15 protein-coding genes and 1 tRNA gene are annotated in these 23,111 nt (G+C 57.5%); 4 read left to right on the top strand and 12 right to left on the bottom strand.

Annotated elements, in window-relative coordinates; translation table 11 throughout:
- Positions 1 to 4 precede the first annotated feature (4 nt).
- Complete coding sequence (sufB, locus tag N655_RS0103640; RefSeq protein WP_026441893.1) at positions 5 to 1,462, bottom strand: Fe-S cluster assembly protein SufB; 1,458 nt, start codon at positions 1,460 to 1,462, stop codon at positions 5 to 7.
- A gap of 158 nt (positions 1,463 to 1,620) precedes the next feature.
- Here sufB and N655_RS0103635 point away from each other — a divergent pair, with 158 nt between their 5' ends.
- Positions 1,621 to 2,676 carry an oxidoreductase gene (locus N655_RS0103635; protein WP_026441892.1) on the top strand — a complete coding sequence of 352 codons (1,056 nt, stop codon included), beginning with the start codon at positions 1,621 to 1,623 and terminating at the stop codon, positions 2,674 to 2,676.
- On the opposite strand, the gene N655_RS19680 is transcribed toward N655_RS0103635, so the two are convergent.
- Complete coding sequence (locus tag N655_RS19680) at positions 2,677 to 3,600, bottom strand: vWA domain-containing protein (protein ID WP_049961235.1); 924 nt, start codon at positions 3,598 to 3,600, stop codon at positions 2,677 to 2,679.
- Between the two features lie 83 nt (positions 3,601 to 3,683).
- Here N655_RS19680 and N655_RS0103625 point away from each other — a divergent pair, with 83 nt between their 5' ends.
- On the top strand, positions 3,684 to 4,511 hold the full coding sequence (locus tag N655_RS0103625) for a phosphatidate cytidylyltransferase (RefSeq protein ID WP_349509464.1): 828 nt from the start codon (positions 3,684 to 3,686) through the stop codon (positions 4,509 to 4,511).
- Positions 4,512 to 4,578: 67 nt separating this feature from the next.
- On the opposite strand, the gene N655_RS0103620 is transcribed toward N655_RS0103625, so the two are convergent.
- The 9 genes from N655_RS0103620 to N655_RS0103575 all read right to left on the bottom strand — a co-directional run bounded on the left by N655_RS0103620 (position 4,579) and on the right by N655_RS0103575 (position 18,242).
- On the bottom strand, positions 4,579 to 4,971 hold the full coding sequence (locus tag N655_RS0103620) for a hypothetical protein (protein ID WP_026441890.1): 393 nt from the start codon (positions 4,969 to 4,971) through the stop codon (positions 4,579 to 4,581).
- A gap of 29 nt (positions 4,972 to 5,000) precedes the next feature.
- Entirely contained in the window at positions 5,001 to 5,882 is an 882-nt protein-coding gene (locus tag N655_RS0103615; protein ID WP_155987499.1) for a universal stress protein, read from the bottom strand.
- A gap of 114 nt (positions 5,883 to 5,996) precedes the next feature.
- The gene (locus N655_RS17135; protein ID WP_049961234.1) at positions 5,997 to 7,001 is read right to left on the bottom strand and encodes a LysR substrate-binding domain-containing protein; all 1,005 of its coding nucleotides are present in this window, start codon (positions 6,999 to 7,001) and stop codon (positions 5,997 to 5,999) included.
- Entirely contained in the window at positions 6,998 to 8,437 is a 1,440-nt protein-coding gene (locus N655_RS0103605; protein ID WP_238324465.1) for a TolC family protein, read from the bottom strand. The genes N655_RS17135 and N655_RS0103605 overlap by 4 nt, the downstream gene beginning before the upstream one ends.
- A gap of 2 nt (positions 8,438 to 8,439) precedes the next feature.
- Positions 8,440 to 11,595, bottom strand: a complete 3,156-nt coding sequence (locus N655_RS0103600; RefSeq protein WP_026441887.1) for an efflux RND transporter permease subunit — start codon at positions 11,593 to 11,595, stop codon at positions 8,440 to 8,442.
- An 83-nt stretch (positions 11,596 to 11,678) separates the two neighbouring features.
- On the bottom strand, positions 11,679 to 14,873 hold the full coding sequence (locus tag N655_RS17130) for an efflux RND transporter permease subunit (RefSeq protein ID WP_044933918.1): 3,195 nt from the start codon (positions 14,871 to 14,873) through the stop codon (positions 11,679 to 11,681).
- A complete protein-coding gene (locus N655_RS17125) occupies positions 14,873 to 16,123 on the bottom strand; it encodes an efflux RND transporter periplasmic adaptor subunit (protein ID WP_044933916.1) in 1,251 nt (416 codons plus the stop codon). Before N655_RS17125 ends, N655_RS17130 begins: the two co-directional genes overlap by 1 nt.
- Positions 16,124 to 16,905: 782 nt before the next feature.
- Positions 16,906 to 16,981, bottom strand: a tRNA-Ala gene (locus N655_RS0103580).
- Between the two features lie 73 nt (positions 16,982 to 17,054).
- Positions 17,055 to 18,242, bottom strand: a complete 1,188-nt coding sequence (locus tag N655_RS0103575) for an IS256 family transposase (protein ID WP_026441353.1) — start codon at positions 18,240 to 18,242, stop codon at positions 17,055 to 17,057.
- A 267-nt stretch (positions 18,243 to 18,509) separates the two neighbouring features.
- Here N655_RS0103575 and N655_RS0103570 point away from each other — a divergent pair, with 267 nt between their 5' ends.
- Positions 18,510 to 19,073: a hypothetical protein gene (locus N655_RS0103570; RefSeq protein ID WP_155987498.1), complete on the top strand. Its 564-nt coding sequence runs from the start codon at positions 18,510 to 18,512 to the stop codon at positions 19,071 to 19,073.
- 226 nt (positions 19,074 to 19,299) lie between these two features.
- Positions 19,300 to 22,704 (top strand): ATP-binding protein, encoded by a 3,405-nt coding sequence (locus N655_RS0103565; RefSeq protein WP_081823783.1) that lies wholly within the window; start codon positions 19,300 to 19,302, stop codon positions 22,702 to 22,704.
- Here N655_RS0103565 and N655_RS0103560 read toward each other — a convergent pair.
- Positions 22,701 to 23,069, bottom strand: a complete 369-nt coding sequence (locus tag N655_RS0103560) for a hypothetical protein (protein ID WP_155987497.1) — start codon at positions 23,067 to 23,069, stop codon at positions 22,701 to 22,703. The two genes, N655_RS0103565 and N655_RS0103560, sit on opposite strands and share 4 nt — an antisense overlap.
- Between the last annotated feature and the right edge of the window lie 42 nt (positions 23,070 to 23,111).

Here is a 23,111-nt window from a genome sequence, read left to right as displayed (position 1 = left end):
CTCCTCAACCCACGCTGCCTTCCAGGCTTACACCCAGCAGCTTCTGTGCTTCCACGGCAAATTCCATTGGCAGTTCGCGGAAGACCTGTTTGCAAAACCCATTCACGATCATGGAGACAGCATCCTCGCGGTTCAGACCGCGCTGTTGCAGGTAAAAGAGCTGGTCTTCACCAATCTTCGAGGTGGAGGCCTCGTGCTCCATGTGCGCGGTCGCATTCTTCACTTCGATGTAAGGAAAGGTATGCGCACCGCACTGGTCGCCAATCAGCAGCGAGTCGCATTGTGTGTAGTTGCGTGCTCCTGTTGCCCCCTTCTGGATGCGCACCATGCCGCGGTAGGTGTTTTGCCCGTGGCCGGCAGAGATGCCCTTGGACACGATTGTGCTGCGCGTGTTTTTGCCAATGTGGATCATCTTTGTGCCAGTGTCCGCCTGCTGATAGTGATTGGTCAGGGCGACGGAGTAAAACTCTCCTACTGAGTTGTCACCTTGCAGAATGCAGCTTGGATACTTCCAGGTAATTGCAGAGCCAGTTTCCACCTGCGTCCAGGAGATTTTTGAATTCACGCCGGCGCATTTGCCGCGCTTGGTGACGAAATTATAGATTCCGCCGCGGCCCTGCTTGTCTCCCGGATACCAGTTCTGTACGGTCGAATATTTGATCTCAGCATTGTCCAGCGCAACCAGCTCAACCACTGCGGCGTGCAATTGGTTTTCATCCCGGATTGGCGCAGTGCACCCTTCCAGATAACTGACGTAAGCGCCTTCATCGGCGATAATCAGCGTGCGCTCAAACTGCCCAGTCTCTGCTGCATTGATGCGGAAGTAGGTGGAAAGCTCCATGGGGCAGCGAACGCCTTTCGGAACATAAACGAAAGAACCATCGCTGAAGACGGCCGAATTGAGCGCGGCAAAGAAATTGTCTGTGTAAGGTACAACGGTGCCCAGATATTTCTGGACCAGATCAGGGTGTTTTTCGACTGCCTCAGAAAATGAGCAGAAGATGACCCCCGCTTCAGCCAGCTTTTCCTTGAATGTGGTCGCAACCGAAACGCTGTCAAAGACCGCATCTACCGCCACGCCCGCCAGACGCTGCTGTTCGGCAAGCGAGATGCCGAGCTTCTCATAAGTGCGCAGAATTTCCGGGTCTAGCTCGTCGAGGCTTTTCAGGCCCGGTTTCTGTTTGGGGGCAGAGTAATAGATGATGTTCTGGTAATCGATCGGTCCATAGCGGATATTGGCCCATTTCGGCTCAGCCTGTGAGCTTTCCAGGGAGGCCCAGTGACGGTAGGCGCGCAGACGCCATTCCAGCATGAACTCAGGTTCGCGCTTTCTGGCGGAGATCATGCGAATGATCTCCTCGTTCAGCCCGCGCGGAAACTGCTCTGCCTCAATGTTTGTGACAAAGCCCCACTTGTATTCCTGCTGGCTGAGGTCACGGATTTCATTCACCGTTGAAGCCATGATGCTTCCTCCAGGGGCGAGGTGCTGTCTCTATTATGCGCCACCTATGTGCGACTTAAGTAGTCTTATTTTGGTAGATGATCCTTCTGCTCCCATGGATTCAGTATGATGGCAAACTGGAAAAGGTTTGGAATCTTAATGGAACGAGGGCATGAACGGTGAAGGAAGTGGTCCGCGCTGGGGTGATTGGTTATGGGTTGGCTGGACGGATTTTTCATACTGCTGTCATTGAGGCAACACCGGGGCTGGAGCTTGCGGCGGTGGTCCAGCGGAAGGGCGACGATGCACTGAAGGCCCATCCCGGCATCAGGCTCTACCGCTCGATTGAGGAGCTGCTGTCCGACCCCAGTATCCGGCTCGTGGTTGTGGCTACGCCGAGCGGGACGCATTATCAGGTAGCAGAACAGTGTTTGCTGGCGGACCGCGATGTGGTTGTGGACAAGCCCTTTACCCTGACCTCAGAGGAAGCAGCAAAGCTGGCGCGGCTTTCGCGGGAGCGCGGGCGATTGATTTCTGTCTACCAGAACCGCCGCTGGGATGGTGATTTCAAAACGGTCCAGAAACTCCTGGCCAGTGGTCGGCTGGGACGGCTTGTCAGCTTTGAATCGCATTTTGACCGTTTTCGGCCCCGTCCGCGCCATGAGGTATGGCGCGAAAGCGGAGCAGCAGGCGGCGGGACGTTGTATGACCTTGGGTCGCACCTGATTGACCAGGCGCTGGTCCTCTTTGGGAAGCCGGAACGCATCTTTGCCACCGTGCGGAGTGAGCGTGCAGGTGCGGTGGTGGACGATGCCTTTGACATTACGCTGTTCTATGCAGAGATGACGGCCTATTTGCGGGCCACAAATCTTGCGCTGGCCGCGGGGGCGCGGTTTACATTGCACGGAACACAGGGAAGCTTTGTTAAATTTGGACTGGACCCGCAGGAGGAGGCGCTCAAAAATGGTGCCAGCTTCAGCGATGCGGGCTTTGGGCGCGATGCGGAGAAAGCCTGGGGCACTCTGTACCTGGAAGGTGCGGACGCGCATCGGGTCGAAACCGAAGTAGGAGACTACCGCGGCTACTATGCCAATGTGCGGGACGCTCTGCTGGGCGATGGCCAGCTGGCCGTCACCGCGGAAGATGGATGGCGGACGGCCCGGCTGATGGAACTGGCGCGCCAAAGCAGCGCGGAAGGCCGTGTGCTCCCCGTGGACTTCAGCGGCCAGCCCTAGCTATTGCGCAGCACCTCCTGCTTCAATCCGCTGCGGGGCGCTGATGCTGACATGGCCGACGTCAGCTTTGACCTTCAGGTCCACCAGTTCAGCTTTAGGGCGGGCCGGAACAGCAAAGCCAAGCTCGTACTGGTTTTGCAGCCGCAGGTCCAGGTCCTGAAGAAAGGGCCGGAAGGAAACCGGGTTGGAAAGCCCCTGCCAGTATAGTTTGCCGCCGGTGGCATCGGTAAGCTGCGCCAGCAGGTTCTGCCCGGCATCGGTGACATACATGGAGCTGCTGAAGCGCCCCGTATCGCGGTAATAAATCCCATAGACGATGATTCCGGCGCGCTGGGCATCGGTGATGGCGGCCTGAAGGTAGGGGTCTTCTGGATCGTAGCGCGGATAGTAGGGGTCGAAGCCATTGGTGACCATGAGGACCTCACGCCTGTTTCTTGGGTCCTGGGAAGGCCAGTGCTTGGCGAGGTCAGAGAGGCAGAAATAGGGGCTGGCATTGCCGCCAGGAATCCCAAGCGGCTGACGCAGAGACCGAGCAGCCTGAGCATGGTCGGTTGTGAGGGGCTGAACAAACGCCGCGCGACCATTCTGCATGTAGGCGACCCCGACATAGGCCGTGGGGGGAAGGGACTGTAGAAAATTCGCCAGGTCGTTGAATTGTAGTCCGATGCTCTGCCGGGCCGAATCGTCGACGAGAACGACAAATTCCAGTCGCGCATTCTGGCCCTGGAAGGGTCTCCATGTGGAGACCTCAACGGGCTTTCTGTCCGCAGTTACCTTGATGTTCTGGCGTCGTAACGGGGCCGCTTCCCCTGATTTGGGCATGACCGTAACAACGGTGCTTACCGGCGTTTGGTCTCCGCTGGACTGCGCTGACAACGGAAGGGCGCAAGCGAGAAATAGCAAAAGTGAAAAACTGGGCCGCATCGGATCTTTCTCCTTATGGTTAGACGCTGGCCGCATATTCTGCGGCGCACAGAGACAGGGAACGTGTATTCTGCCTTTTACGAATGATGAAACGTGTTTTGACAGCCATCGTCCTGGTCCCCCTGGTTTTGTTGCTGGTTTTTTGGAACAACCTGCTGAGCATTAGCTGCGCGGCGGCCGTAGTGGCGCTGCTGGCAGCATGGGAATTGCTGGCGCTGGCCGATGCTTCTGGCGCAAAAACGCCCCGGGTGCTTGTTCTGGTTTGCATCGGGCTGCTGTTTGCGCTCAACTTTGAGCGTCCCGAGTATATGGCCCCGGCCCTGGGCTGCCTGACTTTTGTTTTGTTCATCTTTTGTGCCTTCCGCTCTCCGATGCAGCGTGTCCTGCCGGATACGGCGTATTCGGTTTTCGCGCTGCTGTATACCGGACTGTCGCTGACCACGGTCCCGCTGCTGAGCGCGAGGGAAAATGGGCCTTCTCTGCTCGTATTTTTGTTCTTTGTGGTGTGGACCGGGGACATCCTGGCTCTTTATACGGGCAAGGCCTTCGGCAGGCGGAAGCTGGCGCCTTCCATCAGTCCGGGAAAGACCTGGGAGGGGAGCGCAGGCTCGATCGGCGGCAGCATATTGATTGCGATTGTGCTCTGTCTTCTTGCACAAAAGCTGGAACAGCATGGGTTCGACTGGCTTTCGTATCCGGGGCCTGTTCTCCGCTGGGTGGGCCTGGCCGTGCTCTTGAATGTTGCAGCCCAGGTAGGAGACCTGATTGAATCTGCAATCAAGCGAGGCGCAGGCGTCAAGGACTCCGGGACGCTGCTGCCGGGACACGGAGGCATTCTCGACCGGATTGATGCGCTGCTGTTGGCTGCTCCAGTGCTGTGGTATGCCGTGCTTCTGCAACAGGCGTTTTAAGGCCCCCGGATGGGTCTCCGGATGGAGGAACAGGCAGCGGCCCGGGGCGGATCGAAGGAGCATGATTTCAGCGGGCGGCATGGGTCCTTGCATAGGCCCACGGACAGTAAAGCGCGCCCAGAAGCACTACCAGTAGAAGAGGGATGTGGACCACAGCAGCAATGGCGGTCAGTGCCACAAGAGGGATCCAGGGAAAGATGGAGCGGAGGGCGCTGGCCCGGGATTTTTTCCCCAGGCTCTCCAGAAAGAAAAGGGTCAGCACGAAGGAGATGCTTCCTGCGCAGGCTGAAATCATGTGCACCCGCCACAGCGGGATGTCATGGGCGCCTGGCACTCCGGGAATCCGCATGTTGTCATAAATAATTTCAGCACCCTGAATGGCACAAAAGGCGACCATAGCAGCTACGATGACCGCTATCGTCGTTGTGTTGTGGCCGTCTTTTCTGGGTTTCCTTTTCATGCTTCCATCCCGGGTAGATACACTGCTTCTCACCCCACAATGGTCAAGACCGGACAGGGAGCATGAACGATCAGTTCAAAGGCCCCTGAGGTCCGCATTTCCAGACCCAGATGCGAGCTTTTGCGGATGCCCAGCACAAGAAGATGGACAGCGTGTTCACGAAGATGCCGCAAGATCTGCTCGCGGGCATTGCCGACCTCAACAAACGTTCGAGGGGCGCAGAAATCGCTTGCGTATCGCGGAATCGTATGGTCGAGGGCGCTGTAAAACTTCTGCTTGATTTCGGTAAGACGGTCAGGATGATCAATTGCGCCCTGATGGACTACATTGAGTACATTGATCTCTGCTCCAAAGGTCTGGGCAAAGGAGACAGCATAAGCAGCTGCATGGGCCGCAGCCGGTGTCAGGTCCGTAGCATACAGGATTTTCCGGAAGGGAAAGCTTTCGCGCGAAGGCGGCGCCACCTGGGGGCCGACGGTCAGCGATGGCCAGCGTGTTGAGCGCAGAATCTGTTCAGCCGTGGATCCAACCAGGTCCCGTTCCACCCAGCCCCCGCCGTGCGTGCCTAACACGAGGATGGAAGGGGCCATCTGGTCGGCCAGAGCTGGGATTTTGTTCTTAGGGTCCCCGTCGAGAAGTGAGGGGACGACCTCCAGCGGGCCGTCCTTCAATTGGTCCGCCTTCTGTGCAAGCAGAAGTTGCAGGTCCTTGCGTTGCTGGCTGACGAGCCTGCGGTCGACTTCCACCTCCAGCGCCGCCTGGGACAGCGTAAATGCATGCGCTACGGCGAGACGACAAGAGAAGTATCGGGCCAGCATCTGCGCATAGAGACCAGCATTCTGTGAGCCAAGAGAGAAATCTGTGGCATAAATGAAGGCGTTCACATTGAATCCGGGTATTTCGTCAATCACTGGCACAAATCTGTCTCCGTAGTTCAAATTCACCTTGTTCCAGGCGCGGCACAGCACCAGGGGAGGGCAGCAGAACGCCAGGCCGCAGAAGGGCAGGTGTTGAAGCGCAAGGGTTCAGGGCCATTTCTTCATGTGCTCCTGCTGTCCGTTTGTTTTGCCATTGGCAACGGCAAGACGTCTTTCTTTTGCTCCCGGAAAAGGGAAGTGCCCTGAGGACAAATGGTCCGGATTGCTCTGTCGGAAGATCTGGACCAGTTGTCCGGCAGGTCCCCGCGGCTCAGGCCCGTTCAGCAGCGCGATGCTCAACTGGCGGCGGATGGGGCCATTTTCCAGCGGAACGATCTTCACGCTGCCAAGCTGCAGGGCATTGCCAAGCGCAAGGTAGGGAACAAAGCCGACTCCCAGGCCCGCCTCCACGGCAGCGATGATGCCTTCGGTCGAGTTCATATCGATGGCTGTGCGGAGTTGCTGGCGCAGGACGCCGTTGCGTTCCAGATATTCTTCAACGAAGTGCCGCATGCCCGATCCGGCCTCCCGCAGCAGAAGGGGTTCCTGGATCAGCTCCGCGGCCTTGATTCTGGGCTTTTTTGTCCAGCGATGGTCCGGACGCACGATGAGCGCCAGTTCGTCCTGGCCAAATTCTTCAATCTTAAGGTCTGGACGGTAAGCAGGGGCCTCGATGAAACCCACGCTGACCTGGTGCATCATGAGTGCGTGGAGGACCTCATTGGTGCTGCCACCGGTGACATGGATGCGCAGCTTTGGCCAGTCGGAGAGAAGTTGAGGGAGCAGCCGGGGCAGCAGATAAACAGCAATGGTGTGGGAAGCGCCAATGCAAAGCTCAGCATCTTCCTGACCGCCGAAGGAAGACAACGCGGCCACGGCCTCATTGGTGATGGCTTCGATCTGCCGCACATACTGTTGCAGCGTTTCTCCGGCCGGGGTCAATTTAATGTCCCGTCCGATGCGATCAAACAGGGCGATTCCCAGACTCTCTTCCAGAGATTTGATCTGCGCCGTCACCGCCGGCTGCGTGAGGTGAAGTTCGTCGGCTGCCCGGCGGAAATTAAGAGAGTCGGCCACGACCCGGAAGACCTTGAGCTTGAAGTTCTCAATCATGGCGTGGCCCCGATCTGGTAGTTGAGAGCAGCCAGTGCCAGCTTGTACTGATATTGCGCATTGGTGTTGCCGATGGCTGCATCCGTCTGCTGGTACTCGGCCTGGCTCAGCTCCACAATGGAGCTAAGTCCCATCTGATAGCGGGTCTGCGCCAGCGACAGGGCCATGTTGGCTTGCTTGAGCATCTGCTCGGAAACGGCGACGCGCTGATAAGCCGTGTTCGCCGCCAGCCATGCGGTGCGGACATCGCGCGCGATCTGGTCGCGGAGGTTCCTGGCTTGCTCAGAGGCTGCCTGTGCGCGAATAGAGGCCTCCTTCGCCTGGGCCGAATAAAGGAAGCCGTTGAAGATGGGGATGTTCATGTTTACGCCAATTCCTCCCCACCAGTTGGCGGTGTAGTACTGGTCGGTGCGGATCGGAACACTTCCGGCCGTACCCTCGATGCTGATCGTAGGAAACATCTGGTCCCGCTGCGCATGGCTGAATTTCACCGCCGACTGCTGGCTGAAATTCAGGGACTGCAGGTCCGGGCGCTGCTGCCAGCCGAGTTGTATCAGCCGGTCTACGTCGGGCGGCGGCGGCTGCAGGGGAGAACTCTCATCGACAAGCTCGTAGGTGACCTGATGGTCCAGACCCAGCACCGCATCGAGCGCGGCCATTGTGGAATCTGCATTGTTCTGCGCATCGAGCAGCAGTAGTTTTGCCTGTGACAGGTTGACATCAGCAAAGCTCAGATCAAGCGTCGACTTGAGGTTGTTTTTTGTAAGCTGATTTACCTGGGTGTCGGTGGTCTGCCGCGTCGTCACATTCTGCTGCGCTACCTTTAGCAGGGCCTGCGCCTGGAGCGCGTTGTAAAAGGCCTGGTCCGTAGCCAGCACAATGTCTTCGGTGGTGGCCAGCGCACTTGCATTTTGTGCCTTTTCCTGTAGCTTGGCAGAGGCCACAAGGTTGGTGGTCCGGCCAAAATCTGTGACCAGTTGCATAAAGTCGGCGCCCGCGCCGGCGTGCGGCAGGATCCGTGAAGAAGTCAGGGTCCCGGCGGAGATACGGCTCGCCTCTTCTCCGGTCATTGCTGTCATGCTTCCATTCAGTGTCGGCAGCTCAGCTGACCGCGCTTCCCGTACAACCTGGTGCTGGGCCAACGCAAGCAGGCGCCCCACACTGATCCGAGGATTGTTCTTAATGGCCATCTGCTCAGCTTCCTGTCGGGTCAGTCTTGGATGCTGGCCGGCAGAGGTCGGAGTTCCCGAGGACGGAGGAACACTTTGTGCGAGAGAAACCGCAGCGCTGGTATTGAGTGCAACCTCTACCGGCGGAGCATCAGGCAGAGGAGAAGCCGGATGCGTTTGCGCGGACAGGCCGGCAACACTCAGAAAGACAGTCGACACTGTAAGAGAAAAACGGGTCATCTTCTTTGTCATCAGAGTTGTTCTCATTCCTATATCTCTCCCGGAAGTGCCAGTTTTCTTTCCTGCCGGCCATGGACCAGCAGGTAGACGGCTGGAACCAGAAAGACCGTAACCACGACGGAAACACCCAGACCGCCGATAATGGCGCGGGCCAAAGGAGCATATTGTTCGCTGCCGGCCTCCAAGCCAAGGGCCATCGGGATCATGCCCAGCAGAGTGGCCAGTGAAGTCATCAGAATCGGGCGCAAACGGATCTTGCAGGACTGCACGACGGCTTCCAGCAACGGACGCCCCTGCTCTTCATGGAGGATGGTCGCAAACTCGACGATCAGGATGCTGTTGGAGACGACGATTCCTGTCATCATGATGACTCCCATCAGCGACATGATGTTCAGTGTGCTGCCGGTTACCAGCAGAATCAGTACAACTCCAGCCAGTCCGGGGGGGATGGCCATCAGGATGATGAATGGGTCTACGAAGGAAGTGAACTGCGCCATCAGAATCAGATAGACCAGAGCTATGGAGAGCATCAGGCCAATAGCGAAGTTGCGGAACGACTGGTTCATGTTGACCACTGCACCGCGAACGGAAATGCGGACATTGGCCGGCTTTTTGATCCCGTCAATGACCCGGGTGACGTCGCGGTTGGCCTTGACCAGCGTTTCGGTGGAAGGCATGACGTAGACATCAATGACGCGGCGGATCTGGTAGTGGTCTACTTCCGTCGGGGTGTTGATCTCCTTGATGTCGGCCACGGACTGGAGCGGGGTGTAGTTGGTAATGTCACTGGCGCGCAGCGGGATCTGCTTGAAGTCGTCCATAGTCATGCTGGCGATCTTCTGGTCAAAGTACTGCACGGTGAGCATGTAGTTGTTGCCAGTATTGGGATCAATCCAGTAGCTGGGGGCGATCATGCCGTTGGAGGTCAGCGCCGTGATGACGTTGTCCACGACCTGCTTCGGCGTGATGTTGATCAGGCTTGCACGTTCACGGTTGATGTTCAGCTCCAGGCCGGGATAACGCAGGTCTTGCGGAATCAACACGTCGCTGACGCTTTTGAGCGGCTTGATCTTGCGCGCGATGTCGAGAGCGATGGCAAAAGACTGGTCCAGATCGTTTCCGCTCACCTGAATATCAATGGGCGCGGGCAGTCCCTGGTTGATGACCGAATCCACCAGACCGCCGGCCTGAAAGTAGGTCGTCAGCTCCGGCATGTCAGCAGCGAGCTTCCGACGGACCTTTTCCATATAGGCATAACTGCCCACTTTATGGTCTTCCTTAAGACTCACCTGGACAAAGGCGGTGTCCATGGCGGAGTTGCTGGTGTAGATGGCCGAGAGGTCTGGCGTAATGCCGATGTTGGAGACGATCATGTCCAGATCGCTGGGCGGAATCACCTGACGGATTTCATTCTCCACCTGAGCAATGTATTGGTTGCTCAGCTCAATCCGGGTCCCGCTGGGGCACTTGATGTTGATGACAAACTGCCCGGGGTCCGTGCGCGGGAAATAGGCCCGCCCCAGAAAAGGAAACAGCCCGAAAAGAACAACCGCCACCCCTGCGAAGATGGCAACCGCCGTCACTCCCGGACGCTTCATGGCGCGGGTCACCTGGACTTCATAAAAGTCCAGCATCCGGTGGAAGTATTCGTTGAATCTGGTCTCGAAGCGCCGGAAAAATGAAGGCGGCCGGGTCCCTTCGTGGATCTCTTCGTGAGAGATGCGGATAAACCGGGAGCAATACAGCGGCACCACGGTCATGGCAAAAACATAGGACGCGAAGATCGACAAGACGACGCCGAGGGCTAGGTCAGTAAAGATGTATTTGCTGACGCCAGCAAAGAACGTGACCGGGAAGAACACAATCGATGTGGTTGAAGTCGCCGCCAAAACAGCAAGGGAGACTTCCATGCCGCCCTTTTCCGCCGCAACAACCGGGGCCTCACCCATTTCCATGTAGCGGAAGATGTTTTCCAGCACAACGACTGAGTCATCGATCAGGCGGGAAAAGGCCAGCGCCAGTCCGCCCAGGAGCATGGTGTTGATGGAGCCGCCCATCATGTTCATGATGAGCAGGCATACCAGCGCCGAGAGCGGGATGGAGAGCAGCACAGCAAAGGTAGCCCGAGGACTGCCCAGAAAGACGAGGATCATGATGCCGGTCAGCACCAGGCCAATCGTGGCTTCCTTGATAAGGTTCTTGATGGCGCCTTTTACGAAGATCGACTGGTCAAAGACGACGGCCGTCCTGAGCGTGGAGGGAATGTCCACCAGGTTTTTGATGGCCGCCTTCATACCGTCCACAATGGTGATCGTGTTGCTGCCGCCGCCCTGCTTCAGAACGGGGATATAGACGGAGCGCTGTCCATCAATGCGGACGATGTTGGTCTGGATGGTCCCGGAGTCTTCCGCCTTTCCAATGTCGCCTACCAGAACGGAAGCGTTGCCGACAGATTTTAACGGCAGCTGGTTAATTTCTTCAGGCGTGGGCACCTGGCTGTTGGCGTAGATGTTGTAGTCTTTGGTGCCGATGCGGACGTCGCCAGCAGGAAGGATGAGGTTGGACTGGTTGACGGCATGGACCACGTCCATGAGGCTCATGTTGTAGGCCTGGAGTTTGACCGGGTCTACATAGACCATGATCTGGCGATAGCGGCCGCCGAAGGGTTGGGGGACGGAAGCGCCAGGGACGTTGGCAATCTGGTTTCTGACCTGGAACTGGGCCAGGTCTTTGAGGTCGGTCTCATTCAGGCCCCTGCCCTTGAGGGTGACCAGGCAGACAGGCTGGCTGGAGGCATCCATGCCCAGCACCACAGGCGGCAGGGTTCCAGGCGGCAATCGTCGCAGGTCGGCCATGGCCAGGTTGGCGATGTTGCTCAGGGCCGCATTGGGGTCCGTTCCAGGCTTGAAGTAAATTTTGATGAGGCTGACGCCGGTCAGCGAGCGCGACTCGATGTGGTCAATGTTGCTGCCGAGGGTGAAGAAGCGCTCAAAGGTGTCGGTGATGTCGGCTTCAATCTGTTGCGGAGGCATTCCGGAGTAGAAGGTGGCCACCACAACCACGGGAATGTCGATTTTCGGAAAGAGATCCACGGGCATCCGGACCACGTTGGTGACGCCCACCACCAGAATCACCATGCACGCCATGATGATGAAGTAGGGATATCTCAAGGCGAATTTAGGCATTGAATCTGCTCCACTCTGTTCCGGCGGGATTGCCGTTCCAAGGCTTAGGGTTCAGTTGTTTTTCCAATACTGCAAATTGCATCTCAGGCTTCCTCCGGGTGCGATGGCACCAGAGCATGATTTTCAGGAGATGAAGGAGGAGACGTCTTCTTCTCGCGCCTGCTGTGGACCACGAGGTAGACAGCGGGCACCAGAAAGACCGTTGCCACGACGGAAACGCCCAAGCCGCCGATAATGGCGCGGGCCAAAGGAGCATATTGTTCGCTGCCGGCCTCCAAGCCAAGGGCCATCGGGATCATGCCCAGCAGCGTGGCCAGCGAAGTCATCAGAATCGGGCGCAGACGAATGCGGCAGGATTCGACCACGGCCTGCGCCAGCGAGAGGCCAGTTTCGTGCAGATGTCCGGCAAACTCGACGATCAGGATGCTGTTGGAGACGACGATCCCTGTCATCATGATGACTCCCATCAGCGACATGATGTTCAGTGTGCTGCCGGTCACCAGCAGAATCAGAAGCACACCGGACAGTCCGGGCGGGATGGCCATGAGGATGATGAACGGGTCTACAAAAGAGGTGAGCTGCGCCATGAGAATCAGGTAGACCAGCAGAACAGAAAGGACGAGGCCCACGCCAAAACTCTTGAACGACTCATTCATGCTCACCACGGTCCCGCGCACCGTGATGCGAACATTTTCCGGGGCCTTGATTTGGGCAATCAGGTGGTTCACCTGCGCATCCACCCTCTGTAAGGCCTCGGTGGAAGGCATGATGTAGACATCAATGACGCGGCGGATCTGATAGTGGTCTACTTCTGTCGGGGTGTTGATCTCCTTGATGTCGGCCACGGACTGGAGCGGGGTGTAGTTGGTAATGTCACTGGCGCGCAGCGGGATCTGCTTGAAGTCGTCCATGGTCATGCTGGCGATCTTCTGGTCAAAGTACTGCACAGTGAGCATGTAGTTGTTGCCGGTATTGGGATCAATCCAGTAGCTGGGGGCGATCATGCCGTTGGAGGTCAGCGCCGTGATGACGTTGTCCACCACATCTTTTGGAGAAAGTCCGATCAGGCTTGCACGTTCACGGTCGATGTTCAGCTCCAGACCTGGGTACTTCAGGTCTTGCGGAATCAGGACGTCGCTGACATTCTTGAGCTTCTTTGCTTGGCTGGCAATCTGCTGCGCGATGGCAAAAGTCTGGTCCAGATCGTTGCCGCTCACCTGCACATCAATCGGAGCGGGCAGCCCCTGGTTCACGACCGAATCCACCAGACCGCCAGTCTGGAAATAGGTCGTCAGCTCCGGCATGTCTTTGGAAAGCCGCTCGCGCAGGCGGTCCATGTATTCGTAACTGCCGGTTTTGTGCCCTTCTTTAAGACTCACCTGGACAAATGCGGTGTCCATGGCGGAGTTGCTGGTGTAGATGGCCGAGAGGTCTGGCGTAATGCCGATGTTGGAGACGATCATGTCCAGATCGTGCGGAGAAACTACATCCCGGATTTCCTGTTCCACCCGCGCAATGTACTTGTCACTCAGCTCAATCCGGGTCCCGCTGGGGCACTTGATGTTGATGACAAACTGCCCGGGGTCCGTGCGCGGGAAATAGGCCCGTCCTAGGAAGGGAAACAAAGCGAAACTAAGCAATACGCCGCCGAGAATATAGAACGTGGTTGCCAGAGGGCGCAGGATAGAGCGGTTGACCGTAATCACATACTTGTCCAGCATCCGCTGGAACCAGTAGTTGAAGCCATGAACAATGCGCTTAAAGATGGACCCTTTTTGCCCGTCCGCAGAGTGTTCGTGGGACACCTCGGATGCATTGATGAAATGCGCGCAATAAAGCGGCACGACCGTCATGGCCACCATGTAGGACGCAAACAAGGCCAGGACCACGGTGAGAGCCAGGGCCGTGAACAAATACTTGCTCACGCCATAAAGCAGGGCCACCGGGAAGAACACGATCGCCGTCGTGAAGGTAGCTGCCAGCACCGCCAGCTGTACCTCTCTGCCGCCTGCCTCAGCCGCCACCTCAGGAGGCTCGCCCATTTCCATGTGGCGGAAGATGTTTTCTAGCACAACGACTGAGTTATCAATCAGGCGGGAGAAGGCCAGCGCGAGTCCGGCCAGCACCATGGTGTTGATGGAGCCGCCACCAATCTTGATGCAGATAAAGGCCGCCAGTGCCGATAGTGGAATCGACAACAGTACGGCAAAGGTGGCCCGGATGCTCCCCAGAAAAAGTAGAATCATCAGGGCGGTGAGTATTAGGCCAATGCCGCCTTCATTCCCCAGGTTTCTGAGCGCGGACTTTACGAAGACCGACTGGTCAAAGACGACGGCCGTCTTGAGCGTGGCGGGAATGTCCACCAGGTTTTTGATGGCCGCCTTCATACCATTCACAATGGTGATTGTGTTGCTGTCGCCGCCCTGCTTCAGAATGGGAATGTAGACGGACTTCTGTCCGTCAATGCGGACGATGTTGGTCTGGATGGTGCCGGAATCCTCGGCCCTGCCAATGTCCCGCACCAGCACGGATGCGTTGCCAACGGATTTGAGGGGTAAGTCATTCAGCTCCTGAACATTGGGCACCTGGCTGTTGGCGTAGATGTTGTAGTCTTTGGTGCCGATGCGGACGTCGCCAGCAGGAAGGATGAGGTTGGACTGGTTGACGGCATGGACCACGTCCATGAGGCTCATGTTGTAGGCCTGGAGTTTGACCGGGTCTACATAGACCATGATCTGGCGATAGCGGCCGCCGAAGGGTTGGGGGACGGAAGCGCCAGGGACGTTGGCAATCTGGTTTCTGACCTGGAACTGGGCCAGGTCTTTGAGGTCGGTCTCATTCAGGCCCCTGCCCTTGAGGGTGACCAGGCAGACAGGCTGGCTGGAGGCATCCATGCCCAGCACCACAGGCGGCAGGGTTCCAGGCGGTAATCGTCGCAGGTCGGCCATGGCCAGGTTGGCGATGTTGCTGAGTGCGGCGTTCCGGTCCGTTCCAGGTTTGAAGTAAATTTTGATGAGGCTGACGCCGGTCAGTGAGCGCGACTCGATGTGGTCAATGTTGCTGCCGAGAGTGAAGAAGCGCTCAAAGGTGTCAGTGATGTCGGCTTCAATCTGTTGCGGAGGCATTCCGGAGTAGAAGGTGGCCACCACAACCACAGGAATGTCGATCTGCGGAAAGAGGTCCACAGGCATTCCCACGATGCTGGTGACGCCGACTACGACGATCACCATGCACACCATGATGATGAAGTATGGATACTGCAGAGCAAATTTGGGCATTATTGCCCTCCATCTCCCTGCTCAGCATTGGTGTCCATGGTTGGCTCAGGCTGGAATTGCGGCTGCACCTCCTCGCCAATCTGATACTTCGACTGACCGCCAGTGATGACGCGGTCGCCTTCGGAAAGGCCGCTCTTCACCTCGGCCAGTAGAGAGCCCTGTAGTCCAAGCTGAACATTGCGGGATTCCACGCGGTTCTGACGATTAACAACCAGCACGCTGTTCTGGTTTCCGTTTTTGATGACAGCCTGTAACGGAACGGTCAGCACATTCTCTCTGCGTTCCAGTTCAAGCGTGGCATTCGCATACATGCCAGGAGAGAGAGACAGGTCTTTATTTTCGACATCGATTTCTGTTTCCATGGTCCGGGTAGCAAGGCTTACATTCCGCGTAAAGCGGACCACTTTTCCCACCAGAGTACGATTGACCGCGTCCACCCGTACGTTGACGAGTGCACCCTCATGGATGAATTGCACTGCATCTTCCGGTACAGGCAGGCGGAGGCGGAGAAGGTCGCTTTGCGAGAGCTTGACGATGGGCAGGGACTGGACGTCGGAGGACGTTCCGGCCTGAATCAAAGCGCCCGTATCTGCATAGCGCCAGATGATGACGCCATTCAGCGGGGCGGTGACTTTGGTATAGGCCACCAGGTCGCTGACCCTCTCGTGATTGGCCGCAGCAACAGCAGATTGCTGTTTGGCCGCCGCCAGGGCGGCCTTGGCTGCATCTACCCGGGCCTCTGATGCGAGGTCTTTGGATTGCGCGTCATCCAGTTCCTGTTGCGCGATCAGTCCAGGCTGTGCCGCTGCCGCCTGCTTAAGCCGCTGGTAGTCAGCGTGCAAGGCTGCGTGCTCGGCCTCCGCGCGGGAGACCTCGTGCTGGGCACGCGTAATTTCATCCTGACTATGGGCAACTTCTGCCACAGTCCCCTGGTATTGTGCGTCAAGCTCGGGGACCTCAAGTATGGCGAGGACCTGACCCTGTCTTACCTTGTCGCCAATATCTACATAAATGTGCTTGATATATCCGGAAACCTTGGCGTGAACGTCCACAACCTGATAGGGCTGGAACTGTCCTGCCAGATTGAGTGTGTGGGTGATGGTCCCGCGCGTCACAGTCGTGACACTGGCCGAGGGGATCTCCGCGGCCTTCGCTTCCGTGCTCTTGGCCTTGGAGCTACATGCCGTGAGACTGAAAGCGGCAGACAGAGAGAGCCCTGCGGCGAGGATCGAAACAGTATGCTTTCGCATATCAGAAACACACCTTTTCAACATGGAGTGGCCCTTTAAACAAATGGTTTGTGCGGAGTCGTTCCTGATGGGAGATACCCCTGTAGAGTTTCCGCGGCCTCAATCTATCCGCGTTACACTACAGCATCAAGAATGCATAGAAAAATTGCCGGTCAGGCGGCGATTGGGGGAGGGCGGAAAGAAAACGCGGTCAGACTTACCCAGTCCGGAAGACGCTTGAGGGAAAAGCATCGCATCCAGGACCTGGAACGGGCGCCGAAAAGCGATCGCAGACTGGACAAGATTTGCCACGCCAGCAGAAAAGAGAAAAATGAACCCAGAAGCAGAGCTTTTACGCTCTTAGACGAAGGTTCATGGTTGGTGACCAGGACGTTCTGCGTGGCAGGATTCTGTTCGTCCTTCGAGATGAGCTTTGCCTTGGGCAAAGTACTCTCGACGGTATGGGGAGCGTGATACAGAGAAAGTTTGTATTGCAGACCCCAGGTAAAAACACAGAAGGCAAGCCCAAACAGAAATAACGTGACTCGGGGAAAAGCGCCTCGTGTTTTGCTCTTTGTATTCAAAGGAGTAATCGCGCCTGAGGATTCGGATGCTCGGGTAGACAGCTTTTATAGCATCCTGGTTCTTTGATAGCACGAACAGGGAAAAAGATAGCTGAAATATTTTTATTTTTTATAAAAAATAAACAAAATTTCAGCACTCAGGGACGACAAATCCCAGAGTATTTCTCGGCGTCGGTAAAGCGACATCGTAAACCGTGCTTTTGGTCTGGCTGTAGCTTTTGGTGGACCTGGTCGGGATCGAACCGACGACCTCTTCCATGCCATGGAAGCGCGCTCCCAGCTGCGCCACAGGCCCACATGCGGAAGGTCTTCTATCATTTTCTTTGACAAAAGACTTTTCGTCAAACTGGTTTGCATTGCAGGTGACGTCAAGCTGCTTGTGTAAATACGCGGAGGGTGCGGTTTTTCCATTCCAGATTGAATCTCTGGAAGATGGAGTAGATGATTCGGTCCACGGACTGCACGTTGACGAAGCAAACCATGGGCCTGGTTCTTCGACGCACTTCGACGAAGCAGCGTTCAATGATGTTGGTGGTGCGCAGCTTGCGCCACAGGTGCTTGGGAAAATGGTAGAAGACCAGCAGGTCGGGCAGATCGCGTTCCAGTTGCCGCACCATGGTGGGATATTCCCGGCGCCAGCGGCGGCTGAAGGCGCGCGCGGCAGCCTCGGCCTGACGGCGGCTATCGGCCAGATAGATGGCCTGGGCATCCAGCTTGACGGCATCATGGTCGCGCTTGCGCACCTTGTCGAGGATATTGCGCATCTTGTGCACCCAGCAGCGTTGATGGGCTACGCGGGGATAGACGGTCTGGATGGCGGCAGCCAATCCGGGGCAGCCGTCGGTGACGATCAGCAGCAGCTTGTCGCCCTTCAGACCGCGCCGGTAGAGATCCTCAAGCAACGCCTCCCAGTGAGCCTGACCCTCACCCTGGGTGCGCAGAAAGCCGAGCAGTTGCCGGGTGCCGTCCCGGCGCACGCCGTAGGCCACCAGCATCTGCACATGCTGCCGTCCCGCCGGCCGGCGCACCTTCAACGCCACGCCATCCAGAAACAGGTAAGCCCATTCGTCCTGCAGGGCGGCTCGATGAAACTCCCGCACCGCCTGATCCAGATCACGCGTCAGCCGCGAGACGGTCTGGGCACTGATCGTCTCGCCCGTCAAAGTGGCCACCAGCCGACCCACCTGGCGGGTAGAGATGCCGCGCAGAAACGCCTCCCGGATGAGTATGGCCAGCTCCGGCGCCCGGCGTTGGAACTTCTCCATCGCCCGGGGAAGAAAGCTCTTGCCGCGGGCCCGCGCCACGCGCAGCCGGATGGTGCCGAAGCGGGTCACAAAATCCCTCTCGTAATAGCCGTTACGGTACTGTCCCGGCTTGCGCGTTCCCCGTTCGTAGCTGTCCCAAACTGCATACTGATCGCGCAACCGCTCCGATTCCGCTTCCAGAAATCGCTTCCAGGCCACCTGCGTCTTCTGCTCCAGGTCGCCCCAGAAGCTCTCCTTCAGGTTGGTCAAGAAGTGCTGAAAATGCTCGGTGATCGATACAATCTTCGCCATGGGTGTAAGGCTCCTTTTCAAGTTCGGCTTTAGCTCGTCAGGCCAAAGCCACCTTACACCCTCCTGCCTTTTACACAATCGAAGTTACGTCACCTGCATTGCAGTATCTTGAACAACCAGGAGGGGGTTCCGGGCATCCGGAGTGGTATGGTCCGTATAGAACTAAAATGGAAGAGCAGGGCCCTGTATTTTTGCTGCGCTCTGATGCTGATTTCCCCCGCCTGGGCCCAGGCCCCTCTGGCCGAATCTGGAGAATCTTTTCCGCCCGTGCCCAAGGCCTCGGAGCTGCTTCGGGGACCGCTTGAGGAAGTAGGCCAGGCCGTCGCATCCATCAATCCCTCCCATTGGAGGGCCTCCGGCGAGGTGAAGGTTGCCACACAACAGAATGTGGATTCCATTCAAAAAGACCTGAGTGCGACGCTACCCGGACTGCTGGCGCAGGCCGATCATGCTCCCTCTTCTGTGGCGGCCGTTTTTCCCGTCTACCGCAATATCGACGCGCTTTACGATGTGCTGCTGCGCATCACGCAGACTGCCAGCACAAGTGCTCCCGCAACCGAAGTATCCCGGTTGTCTTCCGCACTGGAGCATCTGGAAAACGGGCGTACGCATCTGGCCGAGACAATTCTTGCCACATCAAAAAATACCGAGAGCAGGCTGGCCTCCTTGCAGGCGGCCGTTCAGAAGGCAGCAGCCCAGGCTGCGCCTCCCAAGACCGTGGTCGTAGACAATGGACCAGCAAAGGCTACGGTGCGGCACAAAAAGAAGGCATCTGCTACGTCGAACAACAATCCAAGCACGCAGCAGAGTGCGCAGCCGCAGCAGCCGTAGCTATCGGTGCAGGCATGGATCGCCCGGGCGTTGCAAAGGTGGAAACCCGCAAGGGGGAACCCCCATGATCCCAATTCATTTTCATTCATGATAAGGGATAAAAAAGACCACGAGGAGCAGCCCGAAAAAGAACGGCACGAAACCAGGCATCCGCATCTAACATGTTTCTACTCATCGTTGTATGGATGCAGACCCCGGACCCGGGTACGTAAAGGAAGCAAGCTCCATGGAGGCAAGTGCCCAAAAGACCGTAGACCAACCAGTGCAGTGGTCAGACAACGAAGCAGGTCTGTTTGCAGGTGGCGGGGAACTAGGCGCACTGATGCAGCAAAAGGACTGGGCGGCTACTCCGCTTGGTCCGGTAACGGCTTGGCCGCAGAACCTGAAGACCACAATCCGGATTGTGCTCACCTCACGTCAGCCCATGTTTGTATGGTGGGGAGAGCATCTGATCAACCTGTACAACGATGCTTACCGCAGCATCCTGGGAGGAAAACATCCTTGGGCGCTCGGGCTGCCTGCCTCTGTCGTCTGGCGTGAAATCTGGGACCAGATCAAGTCCCGGGCGGAATCGGCGCTGCACTCCAATCAGGGTACCTATGATGAGGCCCTGATGCTCATCATGGAGCGCTACGGATATCCGGAAGAGACCTACTACACCTTTTCTTACAGTCCTGTTCCCGATGAACAGGGGCGGGTGGGCGGCATTCTCTGTGCGAACACCGATGATACGCAGCGCATCATTGGTGAGCGGCAGATTGGTCTTCTAGGAGAGCTTGCCGCACGCATGGCTGAGGCGCGCACCTGGCAGGATGCCTGCCGCATTGCTGTCCAGGGCCTTTCCTCCAATGCCAAGGACATCTGCTTTGCCTTGATCTATGTGCTTGAACAGGGCAAGGCCGTGCTGGCTGCTTCTACCAGCGAGGTGCGTCCGGGAAGCCCGTTTGCTCCGGAAGAGATCTCGCCCAGAGACACGACGGTATGGCCGGTAGGAGAAGTCATGAACTCACAGGAGTTCTGCCTGCTGGAGGATCTGCGCACGCGGGCATGGGATCTGCCTTGCGGCGCCTGGGACCGCGCACCGGAGAGGGCCGCGCTCATACCCATCCTGCCCTCCGGCCCCGCCGGTCGCGCAGGGGTCCTGGTAGTGGGATTGAACCCATTCCGCCGGGTAGATGAGAGTTATCGCGGTTTTCTTAAGCTGCTGGCCGGGCAAATTTCCGCCGGCATTGCGAATGCCGAGGCTTATGAAAAAGAGCGGCAGAGGGCTGAGGCACTGGCCGAACTGGACCGCGCCAAAACAGACTTTTTCAGCAATGTCAGCCATGAGTTCCGGACACCCCTGACCCTGATGCTGGGCCCGATCGAAGAGATGCTCCATGAGGCACAGCAGAGATTGTTACCCCAGGATGTGGAACGGTTGACAATTGCCCGACGCAATGCACTGCGCTTGCTGAAGCTGGTCAATGCTCTGCTGGACTTCTCAAAAATTGAGGCCAACCGGATGCAGGCCGTTTTCGAGCCTGTAGACTTGTGTGCTCTGACCCAAGACATTGCCAGCGTCTTTCGTTCGGCGATGGAAAAGGCCGGACTGCGCTTCCGCGTTTCTTGTGAGGAGATTGTGGGGGCAACGTATGTGGATCGCGAGATGTGGGAAAAGGTTGTCCTGAACCTCATCTCCAATGCGTTCAAATTTACACATTCTGGTGAGGTAGAGGTCGCCCTCCGCGATGCTGGAGAAAGGGTGGAGCTCACCGTTCGTGATACCGGCGTCGGTATTCCACAAGATGAGCTGCCCAAAATTTTTGAGCGCTTTCATCGCATCATCGGGGCAGAAGGGCGCAGCTATGAAGGCACCGGCATCGGACTTGCCTTGGTGCGCGAACTGGTCAAGCTGCATGGAGGCGCAATTCATGTGCAGAGCGCGCCAGGACAGGGCAGCACATTTACTGTGTCTCTGCCAAAGGGCAAAGAGCACCTGTCGGGGCAGCACTTGGGGCGGGGAAATGCGAAGGCTGCTGCTAAAGCTCTCAGCCAGGGCTTTGTCGAAGAGGCAGTCCGCTGGCTGGACGGTCCGTCGGAAAAGAGTTTCTCCCCTGCAGAGAGCAAGCAAATCCTGGGGACCGGTGAAGACAAAGAGGTCCCTGAGGACGGACGGGAACTGGTCCTTCTGGCCGATGATAACGCCGACATGCGCGAATACATCACCCGCCTGCTCCAGGACAAATACCATGTCTACACCGTTGCCGATGGAGAGCAGGCCGTAGAAGCTGCTGCCCGATTGCGTCCCGCGCTGGTGCTCACCGACATCATGATGCCGAAACTTGATGGACTGGGTGTGTTGAAGGCCATCCGCAGCGATCCATCGCTTGAGGGCACGCCGGTCATCCTGCTTTCCGCACGCGCCGGAGAAGATGCGCGGGTCGAGGGCCTTGATGCTGGCGCCGACGACTACCTGGTGAAGCCATTCACTGCGCGGGAACTGCTGGCTCGTGTAGGGACCCATCTCCGCATGGTCCGGCTGCGGCGCGAAAGCAGGGAGCGTGAGATGCGGGTGCAGGCCGATATGGCCCAGATGCGCAACACGCTGGCGGCCATTGTCGAATGGTCGGAAGATCCCATCCTCAGCAAAGACCTGAATGGGACCATCACAAGTTGGAATGCTGCGGCAGAAAGGATCTTCGGATATTCCGAAGAGGAGGTCCTGGGGCAATCTGTCTTCAAGCTGATTCCGCCCGAGCTGCATGGGCAGGAGTTGCAGCTGATGAGCATGGTGCGGCAAGGGCAGCGTATCCAGACATTTGAAAGTGTGCGGCTGGCCAAATCCGGTGAGCGGGTCGATGTGTCCCTGACCATTTCACCAGTCCGGAATGCGGCCGGACAGATCATTGGTGCCGCCACGATCCTGCGGGACATTACACAGAAGAAAAAGGCCGAGCAGGCCCTGCGGATCAGCGAGCGGCTGGCCTCCATGGGACGGCTGGCAGCCACCATCGCACATGAGATCAACAACCCGCTGGAGGCAGCCACCAACCTCGTCTATCTGGCCAGGCACACGGCCGAAGACCAGCAAGTCGAGCATTATTTGGCCGGGGCCGAGGAGGAGCTGGCGCGCGTCTCGGAGATGGCCCGCCAGACCCTGGGCTTCTCCCGTGCGCCCACCGCAGCCATTCCCATGCGGGTCGGCGCCTTGCTGGAATCCGTCATTCACATCTTTACGCCGCGGGCGCGGAACAAGCGCATTCAGCTCGTCGCCGATGTTCGCCAGGACCCGGAGATGGTGGCCGTATCCGGAGAAGTGCGGCAGCTTCTGATTAACCTAATCGGAAACAGCATCGATGCGATGCGGGGACCAGGTACGGTGCAGGTCAGGATCAGGGAAGCCCGCCATCCGCGCGGTGTCCGAATCACCGTCGCTGATTCCGGCTCCGGGATTCCTGCGGAAATCCGCACCCGGATCTTTGAACCCTTCTTTACGACGAAAGAGGAGGTCGGCACAGGGCTGGGGCTTTGGATATGCAAGGACATTGTGACCAAGCATGGAGGGCGACTCCGCGTACGGAGTTCTACAGAACCGGGGCGGAGCTGGACGATATTTTCCGCCTTCTTCCCCATGCTGCGAGAAGATTAACCGGCGAGTGACGCCAGCTGCGTTCCCATGTTGACGGCCTCTGTCAGAATGTCCAGAACGTGCGCTATCTGGTCCAGTTGCTGCATACAATGCTGGACCTTTTGCTGCTCCTCGCGCATTTGACCGATCAGGGCCGTGATGCGTGGGTCGTCATCATGGAAGATTTTATTGATGCTGTTCCAGTAGTTCCGCCGGCATGTGACGTAAAGCGTCATCAGCTGGTCGCGCTCCTGTTGAGAGGAGCAGGCGGCCAGCAGCAGGGAAAGCTGCTGCGTCAGCAGGATGTATTGGTCTTCCAATGCCTTGAGTGAATTTCCCATCGTAATGGGGTCTCCGGATGCTTCTTTATAGCGCAGGTTTCTCAACTGAGGGAAACATTCTGCTTCCGGGGCTTCGTTTCCGGATGC

This window comes from Pseudacidobacterium ailaaui (assembly GCF_000688455.1).
GTDB lineage: Bacteria > Acidobacteriota > Terriglobia > Terriglobales > Acidobacteriaceae > Pseudacidobacterium > Pseudacidobacterium ailaaui.
The sequence above is the reverse complement of the archived record's forward strand: the minus strand, read 5'-3'. Positions and strand labels throughout refer to the sequence as shown.

Bases quoted from the DNA above. Each gene is read 5' to 3' on its own strand.
- N655_RS19680 (WP_049961235.1), bottom strand. From the start codon at position 3,600: ATGCGGCCCAGTTTTTCACTTTTGCTATTTCTCGCTTGCGCCCTTCCG.
- N655_RS17135 (WP_049961234.1), bottom strand. From the start codon at position 7,001: ATGATTGAGAACTTCAAGCTCAAGGTCTTCCGGGTCGTGGCCGACTCT.
- N655_RS0103605 (WP_238324465.1), bottom strand. From the start codon at position 8,437: ATGAGAACAACTCTGATGACAAAGAAGATGACCCGTTTTTCTCTTACA.
- N655_RS0103565 (WP_081823783.1), top strand. From the start codon at position 19,300: ATGGAGGCAAGTGCCCAAAAGACCGTAGACCAACCAGTGCAGTGGTCA.
- sufB (WP_026441893.1), bottom strand. From the start codon at position 1,462: ATGGCTTCAACGGTGAATGAAATCCGTGACCTCAGCCAGCAGGAATAC.
- N655_RS17130 (WP_044933918.1), bottom strand. From the start codon at position 14,873: ATGCCCAAATTTGCTCTGCAGTATCCATACTTCATCATCATGGTGTGC.
- N655_RS17125 (WP_044933916.1), bottom strand. From the start codon at position 16,123: ATGCGAAAGCATACTGTTTCGATCCTCGCCGCAGGGCTCTCTCTGTCT.
- N655_RS0103620 (WP_026441890.1), bottom strand. From the start codon at position 4,971: ATGAAAAGGAAACCCAGAAAAGACGGCCACAACACAACGACGATAGCG.
- N655_RS0103575 (WP_026441353.1), bottom strand. From the start codon at position 18,242: ATGGCGAAGATTGTATCGATCACCGAGCATTTTCAGCACTTCTTGACC.
- N655_RS0103625 (WP_349509464.1), top strand. From the start codon at position 3,684: ATGATGAAACGTGTTTTGACAGCCATCGTCCTGGTCCCCCTGGTTTTG.
- N655_RS0103600 (WP_026441887.1), bottom strand. From the start codon at position 11,595: ATGCCTAAATTCGCCTTGAGATATCCCTACTTCATCATCATGGCGTGC.